The organism is Spirosoma sordidisoli (assembly GCF_004138325.1).
In the GTDB taxonomy this organism is placed as follows: Bacteria; Bacteroidota; Bacteroidia; order Cytophagales; family Spirosomataceae; genus Spirosoma; species Spirosoma sordidisoli.
In genome coordinates this window covers 1,978,113-2,004,222 of sequence record NZ_SBLB01000001.1, presented here as the reverse complement: position 1 = coordinate 2,004,222, position 26,110 = coordinate 1,978,113, and the positions used below count along the sequence as shown (strand labels likewise).

The following is a 26,110-nucleotide window of genomic DNA, read 5'->3' as shown; positions in this document are numbered from 1 at the left end:
TCACTCTATAAAGATAATATACTTGTGTTCGCTCACTTTTTAGGGCACATGAACGTCTGGCGAGCCTGTATGAGGGGTATGCATAAACCGTTTGAAGGCCTTCCGCATGTTCAGAACAGCCCGTCCGAAACTCAGCATCAGCATAGGAATCAGCATCAGTTCACGCAGGGTAACGCGCTGCCGCAGATAGGCTGGAATCGAGATAAACAGGCTGAAACACAGGGTGATCAACAGGGCCATCGGAGCAGCCCACAGCGCTGGGTTGAACGTCAGCAGGGCCAGGAGCGTGCAAAGCCCCAACACGCCCAGCAAGAGTACGCGTGGCAGTACAACCTGCCGGAGCATGCTCAGCGCAGGGGTAGGGCGACCCTGCGCCAGCTCGGCCAGCCCTTTCTTGTAATACATACGCAGAAACTGAAACTGGGCCGCAATCCAGCGGGTACGCTGATTCTCGAAGATGGCTCGCTGGGCTACTTTTTCATCGTATATATAGGCCTGCTCCAGGTATCCAATAATGTAACCGTTTAGCTCAACATTTATCTCCAGTTCCTTGTCATAGCCTCCCATGGTGCGGAGGTTAGTCATGCAGGCCTTCATAAGCCGCAGGTCGAAAGCCATGCCCGACCCGATAACCGGCGACGACAGGCCCAGCGACCGGGTGCCTTTCCGGAAAATATGGTTGTTGATTTCCTCACTGATGGCGTCGAGCAGCGCCACGCCGGTATTGGTATTTTTGGCTACCCGGTGGCCCTGTACGGCTCGCCAGCCCTGCTCGAAAGCCGCGTTGATCCGGACCAGAAAGTCGGGCGCCATGATATTGTCGGCGTCGGCCACCACCATGATATCGTACTGCCCGTCGGGAATCCGGGCCAGGGCCGCGTTAAGTGCTTTGGCTACCGTCGATACCTCGAACGAGACCTCCATAACCCGGATGGGCAGATCGGCCAGCCGGGCCAGGGTAGCCGGCTGCATAGAGTCGGCAATGACAATCAGATCGAAGAGTTCGGCGGGATACTGCTGGCGGAGGTTGGCTTTTACCGAATCGATAATGACAGCGTCTTCTTTATAGGCGGGAATCAGGACCCCGATCCGGCGCAGCCGGGGCGTTTGGGGGAGCGGGCCGCTGTCATCGGCTTTTCCCAGACGACCCGCTACGGCAAACAGCAGAACGTACAGGACCGTCAGCGCCAGAAAGCTCAGAAAGCCAAAATAAGCCAGGTAAACGAGCGACATCGAAGTAAAGTACATGAGAGTGAATGTGAAATTCGGCTATTAATCATCAAGAACCAATCTGGGCGGTTAAGATTGACCAGACGGTTGGTAAGCATGTCAATCAAGTAGTTAGACTTCGTTTCTGTAAATCCGTCAAGTACCAACTAAAAAATGTTAGAAATATTTAGTTTACTTTAATGGCCGCTCAGCAATAACAGGTACTCGTCATGGCCCGAAATAGGCCTCTTAGAGCGAAAAGCGACCTTGGGCTTCAGACGGTTAGCAATTTTTTCCCATATAGGCATTTCTGGCAAACATTTCGCTATACTCCCAACGTTATGCCTATACTACGACATCAGAGTTAGCGGGTTAAAACGAATGGAGGCAGGACACGAAACGACCAACGAATCGGCGGGGCAGAAAAGCCCCCGTTCGCCGATTCATAATGACAAAGCAACTGTTCGGTTGCCCATGTTGCTGGGCATTACGCTGGCAGGTGGTATGCTGATCGGAGCTACATTTTTCGGCGGTACCAAGAGCCTGAATACCATTGGGCGGGGGTACACCAAATACCGCGAAATCTTGCAGCTAATCGAGAACAACTATGTCGACTCGGTCAATACCGACGAGCTGGTCGATTTTTCGATAGAAAAGATGCTGCAGAAGCTCGACCCACATACGGCCTACATGAACCCGCAGGACGCCATTGCGGCCCGGTCGCAGCTGGAAGGCGGGTTCGACGGTATCGGGATCGAGTTCAATATCTACAAGGATACGGTATACGTGGTGACGCCCCTGGCGGGTGGCCCTTCGGAAACGGCCGGTATTCTGAGCGGTGACAAGATTATTAAAGTCGATGATCAGGCCCTGGCGGGCGGCAAAATCGAGAACAGCGCCGTGTTCAAGGCTCTGCGTGGCAAACGCGGTACCGATGTTCGGCTCACCATCCTGCGCAAGGGCGATGAAAAACCGAAGGTGTTCACCATTACCCGCGACCGCATTCCGACCTATTCGGTCGATGCTGCGTATATGGTTGACGGTAAAACCGGTTACATCAAGGTAAATCGCTTTTCCGAAACGACCTACGATGAATTCAAGTCGGCGCTGGCGGCTCTCCGGGCCGAAGGGATGAGCCAGTTGCTGCTCGACCTGCGTAACAATCCGGGGGGCTATATGGACCGGGCTACCAGCATTGCCGATGAGTTTATTGCCGGTAATAAACTGCTGGTCTATACCGATGGTAAAGACAACCGCTACGACCGGCAGACCTACGCCCGGATTGCGGGCCAGTTTGAGGATGGGCCTTTGATCGTACTGGTCGATGAGGGCAGTGCGTCGGCGTCGGAGATTGTGGCGGGCGCGTTGCAGGATCACGACCGGGCGCTGATCGTTGGCCGGCGTTCGTTTGGTAAAGGACTGGTGCAGATGCCGGTGCAATTGTCTGACGGGTCGGAGTTGCGGCTCACGATCTCGCGCTACTACACCCCCAGCGGCCGGAGCATTCAGAAGCCTTACGTGCCGGGTCAGGAAGGGGATTACGAGAAAGAACTGGAACTCCGCTCGAAACGGGGCGAGTACTACATTGCCGACTCGATCAAAAACGACCCCAAACTGAAATTCAAAACCGACGGAGGTCGGGTCGTGTACGGTGGTGGCGGCATTACCCCGGACTACTTCATTCCGCGCGATTCGAGCTGGCAAACACCGTACCTGGTGCAGCTGTATGGCAAAAACATCATCCGCGAGTTTGCCGTCGAGTACGCCAACGCGAACCGGAAGAAACTGGAGAAACTGCCGTTTGCTGACTTCGATAAAACCGTTTCCATCAACGACGAGGAGATGGGCCGGTTCGTGAAAGATGCCACATCGGCAGGGATCAAGTTCAATGAGAAAGAATATAACCGCTCCAGGCCCTACATACGGACGCAGATTAAAGCCTTAGTGGCGCGGTACATCTACCAGAAGAACAACAAAGGCGGCCAGAACAACGAGTTCTTCAAAGTCATTGGCGAGGCCGACGATACGTACCAGAAAGCGCTGAAGTTATTTGACCGGGCCGACAAACTCGCCCACGGTACATTCACGTACAATCAGCCCAAATAAGGCGATTAGAAACGGGAAATCGGGTCGGTAGAGCAGGCAACAGCCCGTTCTACCGACCCGATTGCTGCGTTATTCGGCTTTTACTTTTTTCTTGAACTGATAGGCCAGGCCCAGCATGGATTGCAGGTTGCCGGTTTTGAAGTCCTGGCGGGCGTAGGGAGCCAGCTCAAAAGCGGCCCGCAGATTCGGTACAAACGGTACCCGTACCCGTACGCCCACATGCAGCGAGTAGCCTTCCAGCGCCTGGCGGTCGTCAAGACCGTTGAGGAAGTTGAACCGGACACCCAGACCGGTGTACACGTTTACCTGGGGCTGGCGACTCACGTTAACCATCGGGCAGAACGTAGTGCTGAGCGACCCAAATACGGTGTTGGTCTGTACGCGCGCATCGAGCCAGAGGGCCCGATCGGCATTGGTACTAACGCTAACGACGTTATTGAACGGATAATAGGCTACGGAAGCCTGACCAAAAGCCGAAGCGGCAACGCTGAGGAGCAGCGCAGTAAATGCGTGTTTCATAGCCGCAAAACAACACTTTTCCCGGCAGAAACAAGCGGCTGAACGACGAAAACAACTGTCTGGTCCGGCCGGAGCGCCTGTAAAAAAAACACGACCCAGCTAAAAGCCGGGCCGTGTCTGACTAGATTTCTATCTACCAAAATCGTTTGTTACCGATAAGCGCGCTTGTCTGGGGTGCCGTCGGGATCGCCCGTTACGGTGCCGTTGTAGCGTAGCGTGCCGCCGTTGGCCAGCAGAATACCGGCTACGTGGGGAGTAGCCATCGAGGTACCGCTCAGCGTGGCGTAACTACCATTCTTATACGTCGATTTGATACTCACACCCGGCGCCGAAATATCGATCGGTGGGTTGCCGTAGTTCGAGAAGCTGGCAAACCGGTTGTTGGCGTCAAAAGCCGATACCGTAATGATATTGGTACCGTTTACCCGACCCGGCGACGAATTGTTGGCGTTCTGGGCTTCGTTGCCCGCAGCCAGCGCGAACTTGATGCCTTTGGCGGCTGCGCTTTTTACCGCATTGTCGAGGGCGGTCGACAGCCCGCCACCCAGGCTCATGTTGGCTACGTCGCCGGCCCGGCCGTTACTGGCCACAAAATCGACGCCCGCAATAACGCCTGAGTTAGAGCCGCTGCCGTTGCCGGCCAGCACTTTTATAGGGATAACGGTGGCGCCAGCCGCCACGCCAACCACGCCCAGACCATTGTTTTTGGCCGCAATAGTGCCGGCAACGTGCGAACCGTGGCCGTTATCGTCGTCGGGGCTGGCGCTGGTGTTGATAAAATTACGACCGCGGGTCTGGCTCACATTCAGATCGGGGTGGTCCATATCGATACCAGTGTCGATTACCCAGGCTACGGCCGTACCCGTGTAGTTCACAAATCCGCCCACGCGGGTGATACCCCAGGGGGTTTCCTGCGCCTGCGCCGAAACGGTTCCGCCCGGCAGCTTCAGCTGAAATACCTGGTCGGGCTCTACCGAAGCCACTACCGGCAATTTCTCGACCCAGGCCGCTTCCTGCTGCGACAGGGTGACGGTGAATCCTTTCAGACTGGACACATAGACCTGCTCGGCCCGCTGGCCCATTGACGAGCCGATCACCTGCTCGATCAGGCCCCGCATCCGGTTTAGTCGACCGTCGTAGGCCCCGCCTTCGGGGGGTAACAGATTCGCGATATCCGCGTCTTCTTTCAGCGTGATGATGTATTTCTGTCGGTCACCGGCAGCCCGTGCCGATTTGCCGGGCTGTTCGTAGCGAACCAGGTTGTCGGGTACCTGTTGGTCAGATAAAGCAGCATCGGGTTCGGTAAGCTGGCAACTGGCCAGTAAAAAGGGTAAGCATGCGCCCAGCAGGGCACGTTTAGATACGTGTACCATGTGTAAGTTAAGATGAAGGTTATTGAATTTGGGTTGAGGCCTCGTCAGAAATATAGAAACTATTTATTTACGAAATCAATATATGATAAATTAAAAATTAACATTTTTTACATAATTCAACATAATATAGATGTTATTTGGGCTAATAGCTTGTTATTCATTGGCATACCGTTTAATAAAGAAACGGCATCAGAAAGCAAGATGCGGTGCCTGGCCGGGGCGGGCTGGCCGGGGAGAAAATAGGTTCGGACGGGCTCTTAACGCCAACAAGCCGAACAACCGCTCCTGGCGATTATTCGGCTTGCTGACCAATGGGTTACTGTAGGGTACTAGCGCATCAGTTTATTGAGTTTTCCTGACGACTGCATGGTATTCATCTTTTTCATCATCTTCCGCATCTCCTCAAACTGTTTCATCAAGTTATTGACCTGCGTGATGTCGGTTCCCGATCCTTTGGCAATGCGTTTTCGGCGGCTGCCGTCAATCATATCGGGGCGTTGACGCTCCAGGGGGGTCATGGAACTGATAATGGCTTCGATGGGCTTGAACGAGTCGTTATCAATATCGAGGTCTTTGATCATCTTGCCCATACCGGGAATCATGCCGAGCAGATCTTTCACGTTGCCCATCTTCTTGATTTGCTGGAGCTGGCTCAGGAAATCGTCGAAGTCGAACTGGTTCTTCCGCATCTTGGCGTTGATGCGTTTGGCTTCGTCTTCGTCAAACGCCTGCTGCGCCCGTTCAACCAGCGAGATCACATCGCCCATACCCAGAATCCGGCTTGCCATCCGATCGGGGTAAAACACGTCGAGCGCTTCCATTTTCTCGCCCGTGCTGATGAACTTAATGGGTTTGTTAACAACGGTCTTGATCGACAGGGCCGCTCCACCACGGGCGTCGCCATCGAGTTTGGTCAGTACAACCCCGTCGAAGTTAAGCCGTTCGTTAAACGTGCGGGCGGTATTGACCGCATCCTGACCCGTCATGGAGTCGACGACGAACAGGGTCTCGGAGGGCGCTATCGCCCGTTTCACGGCTTCGATTTCCTGCATCATCGCTTCATCGACGGCCAGACGACCGGCGGTATCGACGATGACTACTTTCTTGCCGGTCCGGCGTGCCTGGCTGATCGCGTTCTGGGCAATCTGTACGGCATTTTTATTGTCGGGTTCGCTGTACACCTCCACGCCGACCTGCTCGCCCAGCACTTTAAGCTGGTCGATGGCGGCTGGCCGGTAAATATCAGCGGCCACCAGCAGGACGTTACGGCCCTGTTTTTTGAGGTACGCAGCCAGTTTGCCCGAAAACGTGGTCTTTCCTGAACCCTGCAGACCCGCAATCAGAATAACCGCCGGATCGCCCTTGACGTTGATGCTCTGGGCTTCGCCCCCCATCAGTTCGGTCAGTTCTTCCTGCACGATCTTGACAAACAGCTGACCCGGCTCTACCGAAATCAGCACCTTGCGGTCGATGGCTTTGTCGCGGATGCGGTCGGTAATGTCCTTCGCTACTTTATAGTTTACGTCGGCATCTGTCAGTGCCCGGCGCACTTCCTTAATGGTAGCGGCAACGTTAATTTCGGTAATGCGGCCCTGCCCCTTGAGGGTCTTAATAGCCTTATTGAGCTTATCCTGAAGATTCTCGAACATAGTCCTTTAAAAACAGTGACACAAAGATAACAGTTTCCGGCGGGGTGCTATAGTACGGTCGGCTGATCCGTACCGATTTGTAGCTACTGTAACCCGGGTAACTATTTATTCCTATTCACTGCATAAATAATACTAAACGTCGTTATGTTTGTAATTGTGGTTCATACGAACATGAATCGATCCTGCGATAGCCAGTATTAACGAGTGCATTTACCTTCATGAGAGAAATCGGACTAAACAAAGTAGCGGGTCTATGGCTCGTTAGCCTTTTGATCGCCTGCCCATCAATGACCGTAACCGCGGGCGCGACGACTGTACAGCAGCCTGCCGCGACTGCCGCTGACGCGAGTGACCCCGCCAAAAGCCTGAGCCGTCAGCCAAAAGCACCCGTTCTGGCGCGCAACTCAGCCACAACGGCCAAAGCCGAGACCACCGTCGACAGTAAAAAAGCGCGGCAGGACGAAGGTAAAAGTACCATCAGCCGTTGCTGGAAACGGTTGATGAATAACGTCCGGGAGGTAACCAAAGCGCACCGCAACAAGCAATAGCTACCCCGTAGCCTATTTATCGTTATCATCAAAAAAAGCCCCGGTCAGGGGCTTTTTTGTGGAAGGCTGGCGGGTTTATTTCCCCGTCGACTCCTTGTTGTCTTTTGTTTTTTCGAGGTCGGCCCGCTGGTCGTCACGCAGGGTTGGGTACTTGATGCCCAGCTGTTCGAGATAGGTTTTGTAGCGGGTTGGGTCGTAGTAGTATGGTTTCAGTTTCGGCTTAAAGTCGGCCATGATCTTCTGGTTGAGGTACACGGCGGGAAACTCTTTCGGCGAAATCAGGGGCGTGTACTTCTGCTCTTTGGTTTGTTCGTTGGTGTAATACGTCCAGGCTTCTTTGATGATTTCGGGTTTCAGCAGCAGATCGAGCAGGGTCATGGCTTCGGCTTTGGCACCGGCCACGATGCCCTTGTGCGCAATAGGCGTGGCCATGGAGATGGCGTTGCTCCAGTGGTGACCGGGCAGGTCGGGAATGTTGCTCGGGTAGCGCAGAACGATCGTGGGCAGTGACCACGAGATATCCGCAATATCGTCGGAGCCGCCGGTGAGGGGTACGAACGTCTGGCCACCCATGATCATGGTAGGCGCCGTGCCGGCGGGCAGTCCGATGCTGTCGAGTTTCATGGCAAGACCGCCGGTTTTGCGGGCCTGGAGTTCTTTCTGGGTGGCCCGGGCCAGCAACTGGTCCTCGGGTGACCAGGTGGGCAGCCCTACTTTCCGGATGTTATTGTACATGGCTTCGGCAATGGGCTTGTTGAAATGGCCGGGCCAGGCCGATCCCAGTATTTCGTAGGTGAACTTGGTGTCGGTCATCAGGGCGGCTCCTTCGGCGGTTTTGATGCCGGCTTCGAACAACTTTTTGATCTTGGGGTAGCTCCGTTCGCGGAAGTAGTACCAGACAGCCGCTTTGGAGGGGACAACGTTCGGCTGGTCACCCCCGTCGGAGATGACGTAATGCGACCGCTGGGTTAGTTCGAGGTGTTCGCGCCGGTAGTTCCAGCCGATGTTCATCAGCTCTACAGCGTCGAGCGCACTTTTTCCCCGCCAGGGTGCTCCGGCTGCATGGGCGGCTGACCCTTCAAAATTGAATTTCACCGACACCAGCCCGTTATTACCGGCATCGCCGTAGGAGGTGGTCAGGTTGTCGCCCACGTGGGTGAAGATACAGGCGTCTACATTCTTAAAATAGCCATCACGGATATAAAAGGCTTTGGCCCCCACGAGTTCTTCGGCAACGCCGGGCCAGAGCATGAGCGTGCCGGGAATTTTGTCGCGTTCCATCAGCTGTTTCACGGCCAGAGCCGCTACGATGTTCAGGGCCTGTCCGGAGTTATGGCCTTCGCCGTGGCCGGGAGCCCCGTCAACGATGGGGTCTTTGTAGGCCACGCCGGGTTTCTGGCTGGCTTTAGGAATACAGTCGACGTCGGAGCCGATCGCGATGACGGGTTTACCACTGCCCCAGGTGGCGATCCAGGCCGTCGGCATACCTGAAATGTTTTTCTGAATGGTAAAGCCTTCTTTTTCGAGTAGGGTTGTCAAGTAGGTAAAGGTTTCCTGTTCCTGGAAGCCCAGTTCGGAGAAGCTGAACAGCATGTCGTTGATCTGCTGAGCCTGGTCTTTACGGGCGTCGACGGCGGCTACGGCTTCGGCTTTGATTTTGGCGAGTGGGTCGCGGTCGGTCCCGGCAGGTTGCTTGGCTTTCCGCTGTCCGATCGCCAGTAGCGGCATCAGTACACTGAGGATGAGGTAGATGATTCGTTTCATGGATAAGGTTGTTTCCGACAATATACAATTTACGGCGGCTCGATTCATGGTCAGGGATTATTATTCTTAATGGGCTTATAGATTCACCTGCCTGGATACCAGGTCTATTAATGTTCATCGGGAATTGGATATGCCTGCCCCGGTATGAATACCGGGGCTATTTATTGGTCGTAGGAGTAGGTTACGGTATGAAAAGGGTAAACCCGGGCCGGATCGTTCTATCGGCGATTCATGATCAGCGTCGGCATTCATGCCGATGAAACGATATGCATAATGGGTTTGCCCCGGCATAAATGCCGGGGCTATTTATTGGTCGGAGAGGTGGGTTGTGGCGATGGTATAACCTGTACGAATGGCTATGCCGGGCCGGATCGTTCTGTCGGCGATTCACGATTAGCGTCGGCATTCATGCCGACGACACGATACGTGGTATTGGGTTTGCCCCAGCATGAATGCCGGAGCTAGTTATTGGTCATCGGGGTGGGGGCCTGGCGATGGTATAACCTGTACGAATGGCTATGCCGGGCCGGATCGTTCTATCGGCGATTCATGATTAGCGTCGGCATTCATGCCGACGAAACGGGATATGCCGATGAATATTTGTATCCATACGTTTATTTAATATATATTAATTTATAAGATCAATCTGCCGTAATTATGAGCTATGTTAGAATATGGGTACATGCTGTCTGGAGCACGAAGAATAGGGAGCCCTTCTTTCAGACACCTACCTTACGTCAGGTCGTGTTTTCGCATATACGGGACCATGCTCACGAACATGATATCTACGTCGATTTCATTAATGGCTATACGGATCATGTACATGTACTTATATCTCTTAAATCAACTCAGTCTATTGCTGAAGTTGTACATATTCTGAAAGGAGAATCCTCGCGATGGCTGAAAGAAAAGCGATACGTGCCGGCCTACTTCGCCTGGCAGACGGAGTACTTCGCTGTTTCCGTGTGTGAATCAACGCTTAATAAAACTCGGGATTATATCCGTAACCAGGAAGCCCATCATCAGGGACGATCTTACGCGGAGGAGTATGACAGCTTAGTACGACAATGGCGATTTACGACTGATGACTAATGCCCCGGCATGAATGCCGGAGCTAGTCATTGGCCGGCGGGGTGGGGGCCTGGCGATGGTATAACCCATGAAAAGGGTAAGCCGGGGATGGACCGTTCTGTCGACGATTTATGACTAGCGTCGGCATTCATGCCGATGAAACGGGATATGGCGTATGGCCCCGGCATAAATGCCTATCCATTGGTCGGATAGGTAAATTATGATCATGTCATAACCTGTAAAAAAGGGTAAACCCGGGCCGGATCGTTCTATCGGCGATTCATGACTAGCGTCGGCATTCATACCGATGAAACCGATAAACCGTGTGGAGGGTCCTCAGGCTCGTTTCTATTTTCCGCCTTGCCCCTTATTCACTACTTTTGCTCCCAAATTTTGCTTCGTTCCCAATTAATTATAAACAACTCGCATGGAAAAAATTAAGGTAGCAAATCCGGTTGTCGAACTGGATGGCGACGAAATGACCCGCATCATCTGGAAGTTCATTAAAGACAAGCTGATTCTGCCCTACGTTGACGTTGACATTAAATACTACGACCTCGGTATTGAATATCGCGACCAGACGAACGACCAGGTAACCATCGATGCCGCTAATGCAATCAAAGAATACGGTGTTGGTATCAAGTGTGCCACCATTACGCCCGATGAAGACCGCGTAAAAGAGTTTAACCTGAAACAGATGTGGAAATCGCCCAACGGAACTATCCGGAATATTCTGGATGGAACGGTATTCCGCGAGCCAATTGTGATGAGCAATGTGCCACGTCTGGTAACCAACTGGACCGCGCCGATCATCGTAGGGCGACATGCGTTCGGCGATCAGTACCGCGCTACGGATTTCCTGGTGCCGGGTAAAGGAAAGCTGACCATGAAGTTTGAAGGCGAAGACGGAACCGTACAGGAGTACGAAGTTTTCAACTTCAAAGGTCCGGGGGTAGCCATGGGGATGTATAACGTCGATGAGTCGATTCGCGGTTTTGCCAAGGCCTGTTTCAACATGGCTCTGCAGAAGGGATGGCCGCTGTATCTTTCGACCAAGAATACGATCCTGAAGAAATACGACGGTCGTTTCAAGGACATCTTCCAGGAAATTTACGAAGCCGAGTTCAAAGCCAAAGGCGTTCATTACGAACACCGCCTGATCGACGACATGGTGGCGTCGGCGCTGAAGTGGGAAGGTAATTTCGTATGGGCCTGCAAAAACTACGACGGCGACGTACAGTCAGATACGGTAGCCCAGGGCTTTGGCTCGCTGGGTCTGATGACCTCGGTACTGGTTACGCCCGATGGCAAGACGATGGAAGCGGAAGCAGCCCACGGTACCGTTACCCGCCACTACCGCGAGTACCAGAAAGGCAACAAAACCAGCACCAACCCCATTGCTTCGATCTACGCCTGGACGCGTGGTCTGGCGTTCCGGGGACAGCTGGATGACAACCAGGAGCTGATCGATTTCGCTACGGCACTCGAAGCGGTCTGCGTTGAAACCGTAGAAAGCGGCAAGATGACGAAAGATCTGGCGTTGTCGGCCTACCCGGCTGGTACCAAACTGGTAGCGGGTGAGCACTACCTCAATACGGAAGACTTCCTCGAAGCGCTGGACGAAAACCTGAAAGCAAAACGGGGGCTGGCTTAATACCGTCCTCTATTGCTGATACCATACTCCGTGCCACGGTGCAAAGCGATACGTCGCCCAGCCGTGGCACGGTCTTTAACCTGCAAACCCTATATCTATATGAAATACCTACTCGTCAGTCTGCTAACGGTCCTGACGCTCACTACCTACGCCGGTACCGAGCCGCCCCGCAAACCCATGAAAGCCAAAGCCCTGCAGCACGTCGTGCTCTTCAAATTCAAACCCGAAACTACCCCCGAAAAGGTGGCCGAGATTGTAGCCGCTTTTGAAGCGCTGCCGTCGAAGATCAAAGAAATCAAAGGGTTCCAGTGGGGAACCAACAACAGTCCCGAAAAACTCGATAAAGGCCTGACGCACGCGTTTATCCTGACGTTCGATAACGAAAAAGACCGGGATACTTACCTGCCTCATCCGGCTCATAAAGCCTTCGGTTCAGTAGTGGGTCCCTGGCTGGCCGACGTGACGGTGGTCGATTTCACCAACCAGGCGAAATAACCGGTTGCTATTGACAAACGCAGCGAGGAGATGCTATCAGGGCGTCTCCTCGCTGCATTTATACCGGCTGGATGGGAGGCTGATTCGTGACCGTCAGGGTGAATACGTCGGGCCGGGCGTAGTGGCCTACGCTGTCGAAATCAAGTTTACTTTTGGCCAGTACGGCGAAATCCAGGTCGGCGACCAGTAAGCCTTCCTGATCCCAGAGTGGTCCGGCCAGTACCTCGCCCATCGGCGAAACAATAACACTACCGCCCCGGCTCATGATGTCGGGCTCGTTAGTCAGCTCGGCCTGATACCGTTCGGGATAATCGGTTTTACGGACAAACTGATTGCTGGCCAGCACGAAGCAGCGCCCCTCCAGCGCTACGTGCTGCATAGTCGACTGCCACGAGTCGCGGGCGTCGGCCGTGGGGGCCAGGTAAATATCGAGGCCCTGCTGATACATCGCCATCCGGGCCAGCGGCATGTAGTTTTCCCAGCAGATCAGGCCCCCCAGACGACCGAGTTCGGTGTCGAAGCTGACCAGCGTGCTGCCGTCGCTCTCGCCCCAGATGAAGCGCTCCAGCCCCGTTGGTTTCAGCTTCCGGTGCTTCCCCAGCAGCGTACCGTCTTTTCCGAAATAGAGCAGCGAGCAGTGGAGCGTTCCACCAACCGGCTCTTTCTCGGTTACCCCCAACGCTACGAGCATGCCTGCTTGTTTAACAGCTTCCGTAATTCGGTCTGTCTGTGCCGATGGGGCTTCGATGGCATTTTCCCAGTAGTCGAGCCATACGTTCCGCCCGTGGTCGGTTCGGCGACCCACTACGGCATCGAACGTTAAGCCCCGCGGGTAGCAGGGAATGAACGATTCCGGAAACAGGACGAGCTGACAACCAGCCTGCGCGGCTGTCTCGATCCAGCGGATAACCCGATCGATACTTCCTTCGCGGTCGAACAGAGCGGGCGTGGCCTGTACAACGCCCACCCGAACAGTTGGCAGGGGCATAGGCGCTTAGAGGTTTTTCTCCAGAAAATCGGTCATCATCGTGTACAGGTGCAGGCGGGTGTTACCGCCGTAGATGCCGTGGTTCCGGTTGGGGTAGTAGAACGACTGGAACTGCTTGTTAGCCGCTACCAGCGCGTTCTCGAACGCAACGGAGTTCTGGAAATGAACGTTGTCATCGCCGGTGCCGTGTACGAGCAGGAAGGGGCCGCGTAACTTGGCCGCGTGGGTAACGGGCGAGTTATCGTCGTAGCCGCTGGCGTTTTCCTGCGGGCGCTTGAGGTAGCGCTCCGTGTAGATCGAGTCGTAGAACCGCCAGTTGGTAACGGGCGCAACAGCAATGCCGGTCTTGAAGACGTCGGCACCCAGCGTCATGCAGAGGGCTGTCATGTAGCCGCCGTAGCTCCAGCCCCAGATGCCAACCCGGGCCGGATCAACGTAGGGCAGGGTTTTCAGGTACCGGGCCGTTGCTATCTGGTCTTCAGTTTCGAGTTTGCCCAGCTGAGCGTAGGTAACCGTACGGAAAGCCGCTCCGCGCGCGCCCGTACCCCGCCCATCAACCGATACAATCACGTACCCTTTCTGCGCCAGCGTCTGGTACCAGAAGAAGTCGCGGGCGTCCCAGTCGTTCTTCACCGTCTGCGAGCCAGGGCCGCCATAGACGAACATCAGCACCGGGTATTTTTTGGTCGAGTCGAAGTCGGCCGGGCGAATCATCCAGCCGTTGAGGTCGGTCGACCCGTCGGCGGCTTTGGTCCGGAAGAATTGCTTCGGGCTGATCCGGTAGCCGGCCAGCCGGGTTTTGAGTGCGCCGTTCGACTCCAGCACCCGCAGATCGGTGGTCGACTGGGTGTTGCGGAGGCTGACCGTTGTCGGGGCCGAAGCAGATGCGTGATACAGTAGATAATACGAAAAATCGGGACTGAAGTCGGCCCGGTGGGTACCGGGCTGGGTGGTGAGCCGCTGTTTGTTCTGGCCATCCAGCCCGATCCGGTAGAGGTGGCGCTCGAGGGGCGAGTCTTCGGTAGAGAGGTAATAAACGAGCTGTTTTTTCTCGTCGATTCCTACGATGCTGAACGCTTCGAACGCGCCGTCGCCGGTAATGGGGCGGATCAGTTTACCCGCCATGCTGTACAGGTAGAGGTGCTTGTAGCCGCTGCGTTCGCTGCTCCAGACAAACGATTTGCCATCGGGCAGGTACGTCAGATCGTCGGTAAACTCCAGGTCCACATAGGTCGGGCTCGACTCGGTCAGCACCGTAGTGGCCGCCCCGCTGGCTGCATTCACGTGCAGCAGGTCGAGTTGGTTCTGCAACCGGTTGAGCCGCCGGACCGACAGCAGCGCCGGGTCTTTGGTCCACTGAATCCGGGGCAGGTAGATGTCGGTATTGGTGCCGGTCTGCGCCTGTACTTTCCTGGTCGTCGTTACGTCGGCTATCCAGACCGTTACAACGGAGTTGGCTTCGCCGGCTTTGGGGTATTTGAAGCGGTAATCGGTGGGGTATAGTTCGCCCCAGAGCTGCATGTTATACTCCGGAACCCGGCTTTCGTCGAACCGGATCCAGGCCAGCCGCCGGCTATCGGGCGACCATTCGAAGGCCCGGGCCATGCTGAACTCTTCTTCATAGACCCAGTCGGCGCCCCCGTTGATAATGGCGTTACGTTTGCCATCGGTTGTGAGCCGGGTTTCTTTACCCGACTGAAGATCGACCACAAACAGGTCGTTGTCGCGAACAAAAGCCACCCGTTTGCCATCGGGCGAGAACGTAGCGTACTGCTGCTTGCCGGCCTGGCTGAGTGCTTTCAGCTGCTTGGTGGTCAGGTCGTAGACGTAAAAGTCGGCCTTGCTGGACCGGCGGTAGATCGGCTCTTCGTTGGTGGTCAGCAGGAGTTTGCGCTCATCGGCCGAGAGCTGGTAGCTGTCGACGTGAACGGCTTTGCCGGTGCTGGTCACGGTGTTTTTGCGCTCGTCGAAGAGGGTCTCTACGGCGCTACCCGTCGTGATGCTGAACCGATCGATGCGACCGCCGTCGAGGGTGGTGTAGAAACCGCCCGTTTTCATCCAGTTCACGCCCGATACCGAACGTTGGTTGAAGACACCCTGGCTGCGTCCCCAGATGTCGTCGAGGGTTACAGGTTTTTGCGCCAGAACGAGGCCTGGCAGGATAATCAGCAGACTAAGAAATCGGAGCATACGGGTTGTGTGCCAATAAGGTCAGATGAGTGTGAGACGACCAGGGCCAGACCGCTATTTGGTGGTTTCGGCCGGAAGCGCCGGACTATCGGGCAGCAGGCCTTTGCGCCGGAGCAGCGCATCCGTAAAACGCAGGTCGTTATCGCTGTTGAAAATGCTGAACGGCAGATACAGGAACTGGGCTTTGGAAAGTCCTTTCGTGACCACGCGGGCAATCCAGGTCGCCTTCACATTTTTCATGGCTTCGGTATTGTCCAGAAAGAGAATGTAGGCGTCTTTGTCCTTGATAACGCTGTCGATCTGATTCCATTTCAGCAGGCCCCCTTCTTTGGCGTTGATGCGCATCAGAATCTGGCGGCTGTCGATTTCGTAGACGTATTTCTGAAACAGGGCTTTGCTCTGTTCCATCTGGGCGATGCCCGTAATCTGTACGGCCCAGAACAGCACGTACAGAATCGTCAGGAGCACAATGACGATGTAAATCCAGTAATTTGGATACGCTCCGGTGATGTTCAGGACCACGTTCAGCAGGATCAGTCCCAGCGGTACAAAGGCCCATTTCCAGTTCTCCTTCAGCCACTGCCGCAGGGCAATGTTGATGTACGTCTTTTGGTCTAATGCGTATTTTTTTGTCTTAACAATCATGGCACTTTCGTGAGAAAGCGCAAAGATACGGATTGTTAGGTGGAAAGGGAGAATAGGGCACACGAAAGGGGGAAGGCTCCGAGGTTCAGTTATTTCGTTCCGTGATCGACTTTTCCCATCTTTACAGCGTAAATGGTTTTACGTGCGCATGAATACCATCCAGCCAACGCTGATTCTTACTCCTGAGCAGATTCGCCAGAAAATCCGGCGGATTGCTTTCCAGATATACGAAACCAATTTTGAAGAGCCGGCTCTGCTGCTGGCCGGCATTTCGGGCGAAGGCTACGTGCTGGCCCAGGCCCTGGCCCAGGAGTTGCAGCGCATAGCCCCTTTTTCGGTCGAACTGCTGCAGCTTCGGCTCGACAAAACCCAGCCCGCCCAGCCGCCCGTCGAAGCCAGCGGATCGGTTACCGACTTTACCGATAAAGTGGTTATCGTGGTCGATGACGTGCTGTATACCGGCCGAACGCTGGCGTTCAGTCTGCAGCCTTTTTTGTCGGTGCCGATCCGCAAGCTGCAGGTAGCGGTGCTGGTCGACCGCAACTACCCCCGCTACCCCGTCTCTGCCGACTACAAAGGCTACGAGCTCAGCACCACCCTGACCGACCACGTCGATGTGGTCCTGAGTGATGACACCCGAATGGGCGTCTACCTCCGCTAACCTCATAACCCTGACTGTGCCGGTAGGCCAGTCAGTGGTTTTAATCCTGATAAAAGATACGGACCACGGTGGGCCAGGCCAGTCAGTGGTGTAGGCCTTAGCAAGAACCAGTATACAGTAAAGCCAGCATAAACCCGCAGACATCCGCTGTGTTAAATCTATTCATGCGTTCTCCTTGCCAACATATGAATAAATTTAATGTATCTGTTCTGTAGATAATATGTGATAAAGCCTAGATTCGCGGCTCAATCAATTATCTACAGTTATGAAAAAGTATGTACGCATAGTAGCTGCGCTGGTCCTGTTGCTGGGTTGCTGGCTGGTACCGGGCCGGGCGCAGGCCCAAATTCAGCTAAACCTGACCGGGAACTACCTCGCCCCCGTTGAATCGGGCTCTTCGTTCTCTAATGGCTCATGGGGGGGGGGAGTTACCGGCCGTTATTTCCTGAACCGGAATCTGGCCGTTGGGCTAAACGCGCGGTACTTTAGTCAACGTGAGTCGGCTAGTAGCAGCAGCGGAGGAATTACGGCCACGGCTACCGCTAGCGTCAATAGGCTTCAGGTTACGGCGCAGGGGGAGTATTTCTTTAACGAAGTGGTTCCTTCGCTGCGTCCTTACGCCGGGCTGGAAGCGGGTATGTATCGCACTGCTTATAAAATCGATCTGACAACGAATGCAGGCTCTCTCGGGTCTGTCTCAGACAACTTCACCAATTTCGGGTTTGCGCCCAAGGCGGGCGTACAGTATGCCCTCACCCCGGCGCTGGGTGTCAATGTTGATGCCGGTCTGCACCTTATTTTCGGTGAGGGCACGACGAGCACAGCGCTGCTGTTGGGACTGGGTGTTTATTACAACCTGGGTAGCAACTAGTAGCGTTTGTACGAAAAAGAGTCATCCACATCTCCGCGACTGTCGATCTGCGGAGATGTGGATGACTCTTTTTTTAGCCTTTCGTATTACGAATCAGGCTGATGCCGGCGAAGAAAAAGATGCCGCCCAGGATCAGGTAAACGAACGAAGCCTGCGCCACGCCCCCTTTGGTGAAGTCGATGCCGCCGTAGATCAGGCCAGCCAGACCGGCCAGGGTTAGAACAAGGCCGAGTATACTTTTTGTGTTCATCGTTGAGTCGATTGGGTGAATGATGATTTCCGGGTAGATAACTCTAAAACAGACCGAGTGTCCCAAAAAACCACTGCCTGACCCCCAACCTTACTCCAGCAGCACCATAATATCTTCTTTCGTGAGTGATTTCACAAAGTTTTCTTCGGTCGTGATGAGGCTGCCGGCCAGCTGCTGCTTGGAGCGCTGGAGCGCCAGAATTTTTTCCTCGACGGTATTCCGGGAAATAAACTTATACGTAAAGACCGTTTTCTGCTGGCCAATCCGGTGGGCCCGGTCAACCGCCTGCGCTTCTATGGCGGGGTTCCACCAGGGGTCCAGGATGAAGACGTAGTCGGCTGCGGTCAGGTTATGGCCCAGCCCCCCAGCCTTCAGCGAGATCAGGAACAGCCTCACCGAATCGTCGGTCTGAAACAGCTCGACCTGGCTCTGACGGTCGGTAGTCGATCCGTCGAGGTAGGCGTATTTGATGTTCTTTTCCTTCAGATACTGGCGAACAACGCTCAGGTGTTTGATGAACTGGCTGAAGACGAGAACCTTATGTCGTTCGCCGATGGCCGTTTCGAGCCGCATCAGCATATCGTCGAGTTTGCCCGAATCGCCTTCGTAGTCGGCATCGACCATGCGGGGGTGGTTGGCAATCTGGCGGAGCTTGGTCAGGCCCTGCAAAACGATCATTTGCGACCGGGCCATGCCGTCTTCTTCAATGCGCTCCAGAATCAGGTTCCGGTAGTAGGACTTGGCTTCTTCGTACTGCCTCTCCTGATCGGGGGTCATGTCCGAGAACAGCACACTCTCTACCTTTTCGGGCAGGTCAGTAGCTACCTGGGCCTTGTTGCGCCGAAGCATGAACGGCTTGATGAGGCCGTAGAGCCGCCCCGTCTTCGCTTCGTCGTGCCGTTTCTCGATGGGTACCTGAAACTCATTTCTGAAGAACGACTGGCTGCCCAGCAGGCCCGGGTTGATGAACGACATCTGCGACCAGAGGTCCATAGTGCTGTTTTCCAGCGGAGTACCCGTCAGGATGAGCCGATGTTTGGTGTTCAGCTGCATCACCGCCCGGGTAATGTGCGACGACGGATTCTTGATAGCCTGCGACTCGTCCAGGATCACGTAGTTAAACTGGTAGTGGCTCAGCAGGTCGATGTCGATCCGGACAATACCGTAGGAGGTCAGAATCAGGTCGTACTGGTCAAACTGGGCCGTGTTCTTGTCGCGGTAAGTGCCGGTATAGATCATGACCCGGAGATCGGGAGTAAATTTGCGGGCTTCCAGCTCCCAGTTGTACAGCAACGACGTGGGCATCACCAGCAGGCTGGGCCGGGCGGCTGCCAGGGCGGCCTGCTGCTCTTCGGGCGAGGCCGAAACGCCGGCTTCGGCCAGCGCGATCTCTTTCTGGCCCTGCAGCATGGCCAGCGTCATGACCGTTTTTCCCAGGCCCATGTCGTCGGCCAGGCAGCCGCCAAACCGGTACTGGCGCAGGAAATTCATCCAGTCATAACCGGCCTGCTGGTACGGGCGCAGCACCCCTTTGAATTGCTTCGGCAGCGGAAACGACTCAATTTCGGCGAAGTCGCGCAGGCGTTCGAGTTTGCGGCTCATCACGGTACTGGCCAGGTTGTCGCGTTCCAGTTCCTGCACCAGCGCCAGGTGGTGTTTCTGTAAAACCAGCTGGTCCGTGTCCTGATCGATGCGATGTTCGAGAAACCCAAACAGCTCCGAGTATTTGGTAAACCAGGCTTCCGGAATCACCGCCACCTCGCCGTTGGGCAGGCTGAACTCCCGTTTTTTGTTCAGAATAAGGGTTCGCAGCTTCAGAAACGGAATCTCGAACTCGCCGAAGCGTACGTTGGCGTAGATATCGAACCAGTCGCGGCCTTCGCGGATCGATACGTCGATGCTCGAATAGCCCAGAAAATACCGCTTGGCGTCGTGTTCGTGCTGGCGGAGCTGGAAGCCGGCTTCCTGGAGCCGCACGTTGGTTTCGGTCAGCCAGCTGAAGGCTTCGGTCTTGGGCAGGGCCAGCCGACCGTGGCGCAGGTCGAGGCCGGTGTCGCGCAGGAAGCTCAGCTTTTGCCGCTCCAGCCGCTGGTCCCGCCGAATTTTATGGAAGATATAGTCGTCGCCCTGTTTTTCCAGGCTGACGTTGGCCGACGGCCCGAAACTGTCGAACCGGAACATGAAGTCGCCGTACTGAAACGACAGATCGAAGGTGATGCGCTGGCTGGCTTCCTCGTCGGTATCGACCGAACCATCGGCTAGTATGGTCCGACCGCTGGTTACCGTTTCTGAGACGGTCAGGACGGGTTTTGGCTCCAGTATCTCGGATCTGATTTCGAACCCTTTGGCATATACGTCGTAGCCGGCAATGAGCTGGGTAACAAACCGCTCGTAGTACTGCTGCTCGATGTTGCGGGGAATGATAATATGATTTTTCGTGAAGAACGGCCGTAGCTTCTTTCCATCCACGTTTTTGCCGAAATGGTACAGCCGGTTACCGACCATCATGTAGGCCGGTTCGTCGCAGATCATGAGCGCATCCTTGAACTGAAACTCCACACGGTCGGTCAGGGGGCGGCCGGTTTCGGATACCTGGCCGGTAGGGTAGCGGATAATCGGGAAATAATGGGTCGATTCGGCGTTGCGGTCGAAGTGGAAGTTGACTCTGGCGGGTTCGGGCATCCACTCGATTACCGACCAGGCCGGATTGCCATCATTGCCCATGATATAGAACGGCTTGCCGGGCATCAGGGCCATGATCTGGGCCTTCAGATTCTCAAGGTACTGGCATATCGCTTCCTGAACCAGCTTGTCGCCTTTCTGCGGGTCGTAAATCTTCAGGAAAAAATCGACGGCGGGCAGCTTGCGGGTATTAAACTTCTTAACGATCGTGTCCTGCTGAATACTGTCGATCAGTTTAACCAGTTCAAAATCCCGCTCATCGAGTCCCTGCGCAAACTCGCCCACATTTTGTGTCGAGAGCGTCTGGTTCTGCAGGGTTAACTCTCCCTTGCTATTCCGCTGTACCACAAAGGCTTCGATGAGGTAACCCAGAAACTCATGGTCCAGCAGGGAATAAACGATTTGGAATGGTTGCGTAGGCGAGACTCTCATGCGACGACATAGCTATCGGTAGTCGATTGGTTGGATCGACGCCAGACGGCAGGAAGGTGAACGGACTATGGTAGAACCCGGTGGGGTAGTTTGCTGAGTCGCAAAAAGAGAGCACAATAGGCTGTATAATAGCTTATTATGCATAAAATTCATAATGCGACGGTTTCAAATATACAAATCAATACCTAATCTCCAACGGTCGTTTCGCGAAAACAACCGAATTGTGATAAGAGGTCTAAACGAACCTTATCATACGGTTAAATCCAGTCAGTCTGTAGGTTCTAAATTCTATGTGTTCCTGCCAAATCTGGTATAGTATTTGATGAACTGGCCCGTCCGTAAAAAGGCCAGGTTCCGGTTGGACAAGACTGGCTGCTGGTTCCGGAGCGCGGGGCCACCTGGTCGATTCGATTCATGTATAGACCCGAAATCGGATAAATTGTTTGGCCCGATTACTACAAAATGTATACGGCACGGAGCGCCCCGAAACCGGCATATGACACTATATACGTAATGAACTATAAATCAGATAATTTAAGGAGTAAGTCAAAAGATAGTATACTCAATAGGTGATGTATATACTAGTAGGCCTATTTCGAAACAGGGTTCCTGTTTGGCTATAAACGTGTACAATTATATTGTTAAAAGGATATTAAAGTTTATTAATTCTGAAAACTGGCACCTTATTTGATTGACAGAGTCCTGCACTTGTACTTTATCCTATAAAAAAAGCCTGTCTACATCTGATTTATCAGCTATACAATATGATACAGATGTATACAAAGAGTTACTGTGTATGGAAGTAAAATTCTACGCCACTTACCTTCGATATAGTCAATTTTTTAAGACGGCTTCCGGGCGTGGCTTCGGTCTGTTTATCGGTCTGATCAGCCTGCTGGTAGCCGGTCAGGCTAACGCGCAGATATCGGGGGTTGTTTACCGGGACTTTAACGAAAGTGGCACCCGTCAGTACACCGCCGTATCGACGCTGACGGGAGAGATTGGAGTAGGGGGCGTAACGGTGACCGTATATACCGCTACGGGAGCTATTGCCGGAACGGCGGTTACCAGTTCAACAACCGCTACGCAGGGGCAGTACAGCATTACGCCTTCCGTGGTCGGGCCCTACCGGGTTCAGTTTGCCAACCTGCCCAGTGGCTATTTTCCGGGGCAACGGGGTACGCAGAGCGGCACCACCGTTCAGTTTGTCAACACCACTACGCTACCCGTCTCGGCAACGATCAGTCTGGGTATCAACCACCCGGCCGACTATTGCCAGGCCAATCCCAACTATCTGGTGCCCTGCTATGTGAACGGAAATTCGCTCACTACTACCGGAAACGCCGGTACGCAGGGGGTGCTGGTTTCGCTGCCGTATAGCAGTACCGGTAACTCGCCTACCGAAACGGCCCTGGCGCTGAACCAGCAGATCGGTACCGTATACGGGCTGGCGTATCAGCGGGCTGCCAACCAGCTTTACTCCAGTGCGTTTGTGAAACGACACGCGGGTCTGGGGCCCGGAGGGGCAGGCGCCATCTATCTGACCCGGGTGGTGAGCGGTACGCTGGTGTCGAGTGTGTTTACGACCCTCAGTGCCGGTACCGTTGCCTCCAACACCGACCGGGGGTTACCGGCCAACATAACCACGGGTAATCACGACCCGTCCGTATACGATCAGGTGGGTAAAGCTGGCCTGGGCGATATAGAGCTTTCGGAAGATGGCACCACACTATATGCCGTAAACCTGGCCGACCGGTCGCTGTACAAAATCCCAATTACCAACCCGACCAGCGCGACCCCAACCGCCGGTACGCCAACGAGCTACACGCTGCCGGTACCTTCGCAGCGGACGGGGAGTGTTTTCAGGCCGTTTGCGCTTAAAGTGTACCGGGATCGGGTGTACGTTGGCGGGGTTACGACCAACGAGGGCGTGCCTACCTCCACAACCATCAACTTCGGAGCCGGTTCGACAACGGGAAACCTGATCACCCGCGATACGACTAACATGAAGGCGTACGTGTATGAGTTCAACCCGACCAATAACAGCTTCACCCAGGTACTGTCGTTTCCGCTAACCTATAAGAAAGGAGCCACCAACAACGACCGGTCGGGAGTTGACCGGGCTGAATACTGGTTACCCTGGATTAGCGCTCCTCCAGCTACCGGCAGCGTACCTAACCGGTTTGCGCGCGCTGACCTGCCCAACTGCAGCTATCCTCAGCCGATGCTGACGGGTATTGAATTCGACGTCGATGGCTCCATGATCCTGAGCCTGCGCGACCGCCTGGGCGATCAGTACGGAAATAATAACTACGGTACCAACACGTCCAACACGACTACGTTATACCGGGCCATCGCGCCGGGCGACATTCTGCGGGCGGGCAAATGCGATCCGGCCATCAACCAGTGGACTATCGAGCGAGCGGGCCGGGTCTGTAACGGAACGGCTACGGCTGGTGCCACCAACGGACAGGGTTTTGGCGGGGGCGAATACTATTACCAGGACGCCATTGCTATTCCTTCGGCTACGGATCCGTACCATGCGGAGATGAGCGAGGGGGCCCTGGCCGTCTTCCCCGGCACCGGTGATGTATCGTCCATCGTAATTGACCCGACCGACCAGATTGATGCGGGGGGTATCCGGCGGTTCCGAAATGCGACGGGTACCGGTAGTCCGTCAACCAGCGTGCAGGTCTATGCCAGTGGCGACGTAGCCACCTTCGGTAAAGCAAACGGCTTGGGCGATCTGGAACTGACCTGTAGTCCGGCTCCGATCGAAATTGGCAACCGCGTCTGGTACGACGGGGTAGCAACGGGCGCCAACGGTACGCAGGATAACGGCCTGTCGCCCCTGGCCACCATAACCGTGCAGCTGTATCTGAACGGTACGCAGGTGGCATCGACCACCACAGATGCCAATGGCGAATATTATTTCAACAGTACCAACGTATCGGGTGGCTTACTGCCTAACACGGCCTATGAACTGCGGGTTCCGCTGAGTCAGACCGCTCTTTCGGGGTCGGGTTACCTGCCGGCACCCAGTGGTTCCGGTTCCGATCCGTCGATTGATAATGACGCCGTACGAAGTGGGAACAATGCGGTTGTCAGCTTCACCACGGGCGACTACGGCGAAAATAACCACACCCTCGACTTCGGATTTGTCGACTGTCCAACCATAACGAATCCGTCGGGTACAACGGCCGTTTGCACCGGTACACCCATCCGATCGCTAACGGTGGCGACCACGACTACAGTTACCAGCGGTATACAATTCGTTTACTTCACGGCTCCCCAGAGCGGCACGGCCATGTATTCGGGGGGGACGTCGCTCGGAACCGCGACGCCCGCCAGCGGTACGGCCGGTATCGGGAACGTAGCCTTCCCGGCCAATACGGGTACGACGGCCATTACCTATTATGTCTATGCTATTCTGAATCCTGCCCCTGCGGCTGATGGGTGCCGGCCCTCGCAGCTAATTCAGGTAACGATTAACCCGAATCCCGCCGTAACCCTTTCATCGACATCAATATGCGTCGGGCGTTCCGCTGTCCTGACGGCTACAGGCGGCACCAGCTACACGCTGACGCCGGGCAGCTTGACGAGTGCGACGGGCAGCTTCACCGTCACGCCAAGCGGTACGACCACTTATACGGTAACCGCAGCCAACGCCAGCGGCTGCACATCCACGACCTCTGGTACGGTCACGGTCAATCAGTTACCGACGCCATCACTGAACAGCACCAGCATCTGCGTCGGGCGTTCCGCTGTCCTGACGGCTACAGGCGGCACCAGCTACACGCTGGTCAATACGGGAACGGTCAGCGCTAGCGGTAGCTTTACGGTCACACCCAGTGGCACGACGACTTACACGGTCGTTGCTACGAACGCCAGCAGCTGTACCGCCAGAGCTACCGGCGTCGTGACGGTCAACCAGTTGCCGACGCCCACGCTGAGCAGCACCAGCATCTGCGCTGGCCAGACGGCCACCCTGACGGCTACGGGCGGTACCAGCTACACGCTGACGCCGGGTGGCCTGACAAGTGCGACGGGTAGCTTCACGGTCACGCCAAGCGGCACAACGACTTATACGGTAACCGCGGCCAATGCCAATGGCTGTACGGCTACGACCACCGGTACCGTGACGGTTAGGCCAGTGCCGGTGCCAACCGCTACGGGGGGGACGATTACCTGCGTGGCTACGGCTACCGTAACGGGTAGCTCAAGCCTGACCGGGTCGACCTACAGCTGGACCGGCCCACTTGCCTTCACCTCCGCGGCACAAAGTTTCACGACCAGTACACCCGGTACGTATACACTGACCGTTACCGCCAATGGCTGTGCCAGTACCAGTTCGGCTACGGCGGTGGTTACCCTCAATACGACTGCGCCCCAGTCGCTTAGTCTGACCAGTAACCGACCGCTCAGCTGCACGGCGGCTACGGTGACGCTCACCGCCAGCAGCACGACCGGCGGGCTGAGCTACGTGTTTGCCGGACCGGGTTTGGTGAGTACATCAGGCGCCAGTGCTACGGTTAGCCAGATTGGCACCTATACCGTAACGGCTACGGCCCCGAACGGCTGTACGGCCTCGGCCACAACGACTGTTAGCCAGACGTTGACGTCAGCCACGCTGGTGCAGGGAAGCTGTGCCAGTAACAACACCAACTCAACGGCCGCCGACGATTATTATACCCTGGGTGTACGGGCGCTGCCCGGCGTGCGCGGCCCGTCGAACCGGTTCGAGGTATTGCTGAACGGCACGGTGCTGAACCCCGGCGGAACAACCTACGGTCAGTCGGTGACTGTCGGCACGCCCACTACGTTCAAAGCGGATGGCTCGACCACCTACACCCTCGTTATCCGTGATCTTGACGTACCAACCTGCCAGACTACACAAACAACAAACCCTGTGGCTTCCTGCTCGACCTGCGAACCGCTGTTATGTCCGAAAGTAAGTCTGCAAAAGCGCTAAAAACCCTGTACGTATTCAATACCTGCTAACC

At 55.2% G+C, this 26,110-nt stretch carries 18 protein-coding genes; 8 read left to right on the top strand and 10 right to left on the bottom strand.

What is annotated here, in order from left to right; all coding sequences use genetic code 11:
* Window positions 1–39 precede the first annotated feature (39 nt).
* On the bottom strand, window positions 40–1,248 hold the full coding sequence (locus EQG79_RS08520; protein ID WP_240699306.1) for a glycosyltransferase: 1,209 nt from the start codon (window positions 1,246–1,248) through the stop codon (window positions 40–42).
* Window positions 1,249–1,590: 342 nt separating this feature from the next.
* Here EQG79_RS08520 and EQG79_RS08515 point away from each other — a divergent pair, with 342 nt between their 5' ends.
* Window positions 1,591–3,315 carry a S41 family peptidase gene (locus tag EQG79_RS08515; protein ID WP_077923487.1) on the top strand — a complete coding sequence of 575 codons (1,725 nt, stop codon included), beginning with the start codon at window positions 1,591–1,593 and terminating at the stop codon, window positions 3,313–3,315.
* A 69-nt stretch (window positions 3,316–3,384) separates the two neighbouring features.
* Here the strand turns inward: EQG79_RS08515 and EQG79_RS08510 are convergent, their stop codons facing one another.
* The 3 genes from EQG79_RS08510 to ffh form a co-directional block, all read right to left on the bottom strand.
* A complete protein-coding gene (locus tag EQG79_RS08510) occupies window positions 3,385–3,834 on the bottom strand; it encodes a hypothetical protein (RefSeq protein ID WP_077923488.1) in 450 nt (149 codons plus the stop codon).
* 149 nt (window positions 3,835–3,983) lie between these two features.
* Window positions 3,984–5,207: a S8 family peptidase gene (locus tag EQG79_RS08505; protein ID WP_129601097.1), complete on the bottom strand. Its 1,224-nt coding sequence runs from the start codon at window positions 5,205–5,207 to the stop codon at window positions 3,984–3,986.
* 329 nt (window positions 5,208–5,536) lie between these two features.
* Window positions 5,537–6,856, bottom strand: a complete 1,320-nt coding sequence (gene ffh / locus EQG79_RS08500) for a signal recognition particle protein (protein WP_129601096.1) — start codon at window positions 6,854–6,856, stop codon at window positions 5,537–5,539.
* 287 nt (window positions 6,857–7,143) lie between these two features.
* Here ffh and EQG79_RS08495 point away from each other — a divergent pair, with 287 nt between their 5' ends.
* Complete coding sequence (locus EQG79_RS08495; protein WP_129601095.1) at window positions 7,144–7,404, top strand: hypothetical protein; 261 nt, start codon at window positions 7,144–7,146, stop codon at window positions 7,402–7,404.
* A 75-nt stretch (window positions 7,405–7,479) separates the two neighbouring features.
* On the opposite strand, the gene EQG79_RS08490 is transcribed toward EQG79_RS08495, so the two are convergent.
* Window positions 7,480–9,168 (bottom strand): peptidase dimerization domain-containing protein, encoded by a 1,689-nt coding sequence (locus EQG79_RS08490; protein WP_129601094.1) that lies wholly within the window; start codon window positions 9,166–9,168, stop codon window positions 7,480–7,482.
* 657 nt (window positions 9,169–9,825) lie between these two features.
* Between EQG79_RS08490 and tnpA the strand changes: the two genes are divergently transcribed.
* From tnpA to EQG79_RS08475, 3 genes are all read left to right on the top strand, one after another.
* On the top strand, window positions 9,826–10,260 hold the full coding sequence (tnpA, locus tag EQG79_RS08485; protein ID WP_077923493.1) for an IS200/IS605 family transposase: 435 nt from the start codon (window positions 9,826–9,828) through the stop codon (window positions 10,258–10,260).
* Between the two features lie 406 nt (window positions 10,261–10,666).
* Window positions 10,667–11,893 carry an NADP-dependent isocitrate dehydrogenase gene (locus EQG79_RS08480; RefSeq protein WP_129601093.1) on the top strand — a complete coding sequence of 409 codons (1,227 nt, stop codon included), beginning with the start codon at window positions 10,667–10,669 and terminating at the stop codon, window positions 11,891–11,893.
* A gap of 99 nt (window positions 11,894–11,992) precedes the next feature.
* Entirely contained in the window at window positions 11,993–12,388 is a 396-nt protein-coding gene (locus EQG79_RS08475; protein ID WP_077923495.1) for a Dabb family protein, read from the top strand.
* Between the two features lie 58 nt (window positions 12,389–12,446).
* Here the strand turns inward: EQG79_RS08475 and EQG79_RS08470 are convergent, their stop codons facing one another.
* The 3 genes from EQG79_RS08470 to EQG79_RS08460 are packed head-to-tail and all read right to left on the bottom strand — an operon-like array spanning window position 12,447 to window position 16,211.
* The gene (locus EQG79_RS08470; protein WP_129601092.1) at window positions 12,447–13,376 is read right to left on the bottom strand and encodes a carbon-nitrogen hydrolase family protein; all 930 of its coding nucleotides are present in this window, start codon (window positions 13,374–13,376) and stop codon (window positions 12,447–12,449) included.
* 6 nt (window positions 13,377–13,382) lie between these two features.
* Window positions 13,383–15,566 carry a S9 family peptidase gene (locus EQG79_RS08465; protein ID WP_077923497.1) on the bottom strand — a complete coding sequence of 728 codons (2,184 nt, stop codon included), beginning with the start codon at window positions 15,564–15,566 and terminating at the stop codon, window positions 13,383–13,385.
* A gap of 54 nt (window positions 15,567–15,620) precedes the next feature.
* The gene (locus EQG79_RS08460; protein WP_077923498.1) at window positions 15,621–16,211 is read right to left on the bottom strand and encodes a YcxB family protein; all 591 of its coding nucleotides are present in this window, start codon (window positions 16,209–16,211) and stop codon (window positions 15,621–15,623) included.
* A gap of 148 nt (window positions 16,212–16,359) precedes the next feature.
* On the opposite strand from EQG79_RS08460, the gene EQG79_RS08455 reads away from it, so the two are divergent.
* Both EQG79_RS08455 and EQG79_RS08450 read left to right on the top strand, forming a co-directional pair.
* Window positions 16,360–16,872: a phosphoribosyltransferase family protein gene (locus tag EQG79_RS08455; RefSeq protein ID WP_077923499.1), complete on the top strand. Its 513-nt coding sequence runs from the start codon at window positions 16,360–16,362 to the stop codon at window positions 16,870–16,872.
* A 265-nt stretch (window positions 16,873–17,137) separates the two neighbouring features.
* Window positions 17,138–17,743 (top strand): OmpW family outer membrane protein, encoded by a 606-nt coding sequence (locus EQG79_RS08450; RefSeq protein ID WP_129601091.1) that lies wholly within the window; start codon window positions 17,138–17,140, stop codon window positions 17,741–17,743.
* A 73-nt stretch (window positions 17,744–17,816) separates the two neighbouring features.
* Here EQG79_RS08450 and EQG79_RS30940 read toward each other — a convergent pair whose 3' ends face one another.
* Both EQG79_RS30940 and EQG79_RS08445 read right to left on the bottom strand, forming a co-directional pair.
* A complete protein-coding gene (locus EQG79_RS30940; protein WP_165358854.1) occupies window positions 17,817–17,993 on the bottom strand; it encodes a hypothetical protein in 177 nt (58 codons plus the stop codon).
* Between the two features lie 90 nt (window positions 17,994–18,083).
* The gene (locus tag EQG79_RS08445) at window positions 18,084–21,107 is read right to left on the bottom strand and encodes a DEAD/DEAH box helicase (protein ID WP_129601090.1); all 3,024 of its coding nucleotides are present in this window, start codon (window positions 21,105–21,107) and stop codon (window positions 18,084–18,086) included.
* Window positions 21,108–21,903: 796 nt separating this feature from the next.
* Between EQG79_RS08445 and EQG79_RS08440 the strand changes: the two genes are divergently transcribed.
* Complete coding sequence (locus tag EQG79_RS08440) at window positions 21,904–26,079, top strand: SdrD B-like domain-containing protein (RefSeq protein ID WP_129601089.1); 4,176 nt, start codon at window positions 21,904–21,906, stop codon at window positions 26,077–26,079.
* Window positions 26,080–26,110 lie beyond the last annotated feature (31 nt).